This is a genomic window from Pseudomonadota bacterium (genome assembly GCA_022361155.1).
Taxonomy (GTDB): Bacteria; Myxococcota_A; Polyangia; order Polyangiales; family JAKSBK01; genus JAKSBK01.
This window is the reverse complement of the sequence record JAKSBK010000155.1, coordinates 1-2,727: the sequence shown is the minus strand read 5'-3', so window position 1 is coordinate 2,727 and position 2,727 is coordinate 1. Positions and strand designations below refer to the sequence as shown.

At 68.0% G+C, this 2,727-nt stretch carries 2 protein-coding genes; both read left to right on the top strand.

Features of this window, described 5'->3' with window-relative positions; translation table 11 throughout:
* The first annotated feature begins 157 nt into the window (after positions 1-157).
* Entirely contained in the window at positions 158-1,231 is a 1,074-nt protein-coding gene (locus MJD61_05485) for a hypothetical protein (protein MCG8554729.1), read from the top strand.
* A partial coding sequence (locus MJD61_05480; protein ID MCG8554728.1) for a hypothetical protein occupies positions 1,231-2,727 on the top strand: 1,497 nt, incomplete at its 3' end. The genes MJD61_05485 and MJD61_05480, both read left to right, overlap by 1 nt.

Sequence of the window (2,727 nt, the reverse complement as noted above, 5' to 3'; positions counted from 1 at the left end):
CCGGCGGTTCCCGCGTGCCCGGAAAACCAGAGCGGTCAGTGCTGCGACCAGTACGCGCTGCACTACGAGATCAAACAGGTGGACGACGGCTTTCCTGCGTCACCCTGAGCCTGTGGGGATTGACTGGGCCCCCGCTCCGGTTTGGAGGAGGCGACCAATGCCTTTTGTTTCAGCGCGACGTAATCTCGGATCGTGTCGGACCCTGTGGCTTGCGGTGTGCTGTGCGAGCCTTGCGGCGTGCGGCGGCAGGACCACCGAGCTCCTACCGGGCGGCGGTGCCGGGGGCGGTGTGGGCCCGGCGGGCGGGACCGGCACCGGTGGCGCTTCGCCTGGGAGAGCTGGCGCGGGCTCGCTTGGCTCGAGCGGCATGAGCGGTACCGGCGGCTCGGGCGGACAGGCTGCTGCGGGAGGCGCAGGCAGGGGTCAGTCGGGCACGGGCGGCCGGGGCGGCAGCGCCGCTCAGGGCGGTTCCGTTGGACAGGGCGGTTCCATTGCACAGGGCGGTTCGGGTGGACAGAGCGGTGCACAGGGCGGTATGGGGCTGGGAGGCGCCGGTTCATGGGGCACGGGGGGCATGCCGAGCCCGAGCTGCTCGCAAACGTACGTCGATTGCGACGGGGACGGCGTTTGCGAGACCAACCTCCATGCCTCGTTGGAGCACTGCGGAGCCTGCGACAACCGCTGCGAGCTGGCTCACGCCGAGCCGGCCTGCTACTGGGGCCTCTGCCATCTGAAGCTGTGTCACGCGGGCTGGTACGACTGCGACCGCACCACGCAGAACGGCTGCGAGAGCCCCGATCCCTGCCCGCCTCGCCCTTGTCCGCCAGGTACGGCGGACTGCACTCAACCTGGCCGCTGCACGATCAATATTTTGGGGCACACCGACCACTGCGGTCGCTGCAACAACCGCTGCGTGTTCCCCAATGCCAAGCCCGTCTGTGTGGACGGAGTGTGCAAGCTCGACAGCTGCGAGGCCGGCTTCAGCAACTGCGATGGCCACGAGCCCAACGGCTGCGAGACCCAGGGCATGTGTCCGGGTGGGATGGGTGGCTCGGGTGCTCCTGGACCTTGTCCCCCGCCGTTGCAGTGCCACAGCGGCTGGGGCCACTATTGTGGTTTGCCCCCACTCCCCGGGCAGCCGCCAGCATTGCCCCCGCCATGCGGCAGCCCTTCATGTCTGCACGACTCCAAGTGTGTCGGGGGCCTTTGCATCCAGGCGTGCACGCCCTGATGCACGCTCGTGGGGGGATCGAGCGCCCCGCGAGCGCGGCCGCAGTCTTGGTCGGCTTGTGGATCGCGTCAACGGCCAGCGCTAACGGTCGCTACCCCGCGGCCCAGCAGGTGATCGAGGACGCGCGCGATCCGGACCACCTGATCGTTAGAGCGACCTACGGGCTGCTTGTGACGCGCAATGGTGGCAGGAGCTGGTCGCTGATCTGCGAGCAGGCTGTGGGTTATGGCGGCAACGAAGATCCCACGCTGGGCCTGCTCGGCGACGGCACGCTGATGGCAGGGCTCTTCGATGGTCTCGCGCTCGTCAGCGCTGACGGCTGCAGCGTTCGCCGGCCCCGGGGCGGCGTGAACGAGATGCAGATCGTCGACGTCACGGTCGACCCGGCGGACCAGGCTCGAGGGCTCGTGTTGGGCTCCGAGCGCAGGCAGGCGGGGGGCTATTCCCACAGGCTATGGCAAACCACCGATCATGCCGTGAGCTTCCAGGAGTTCGGCACCGCAGTGCCGAGCGCATTCGAGTTGCCCTTGGTCACGGCCTTCGATGTGGCGCCGAGCGACCCGATGCGCATCTATGCGAGCGTGTTGTCCGAGAGGCCCGCGCTGAAGGGTATGCTGCTTCGAAGCGACGATGGCGCCGTGACTTGGACGCTCTTGCCGATCCCGGACACGGGACCCGCTCGAGTCCCGTTCTTCACGGCGGTTGCAGCAAGCGACCCGAGCACGATCTACGTGCGGGTGCGCGATCTTCGGCGCGATCGCCTGCTGGTTTCAACGAACGGAGGGCAGGTGTGGCGCAGCGTGCTCGAGGGCAAGGCGGTGATGGCCGGTTTCGCGCTATCGCCAGACGGGACGGAGCTTGCCATCGGCTTTGGCGAACCTCCGTTCCGTTCCGCCATCGATTGCGAAGTCTTGGGTATCTGGAAGGCCAGCACGCAGGATCTGGTCTTCCGCAAGGTGTTCAGCGGCGCGGTGCAGTGCTTGACGTGGACCCGGCGAGGCCTGTACGCGTGCATGTCCCAGCGTCAGCAGGGATTCGAAGTCGGTCTTTCGCTAGACGGCGGGCAGAGCTTTGGGCCGCTGATGCAACTGCGCAGCGTCGAGGGACTGGCGTGTCAGCCACCCAGCACGTTGGCCTCGGTCTGCGTCGAGTCCTGGCGCAAGCTCTGCCCCCTGATCGGCACCTCCTGCGGCGGGGGCGATTCGGGCGTTCCTCCGGGCCTACCTGTTGGCCTGTCCGGATGCCTGCCGGATGCGGGGCGCCCGATCTTACCCCCCGATGCAGGCCGTGGCAGCCCTCGGGACGCGGCGGTCGACCCGGACGGCGGTCTTGGCGCCACCGCGGATGCCGGTAACGACACCGGCCCAAGCGATGCCCACCACGTAGATGGATCAGAGGACGCTGCGACAGCCGCCTCGACCTCACTGCAATTAAAAGGGGGAGGTTGCGGCTGCGACGTAATGGGTAGGAGAGCCGCCAGCCCGGCTCTGTGGCTG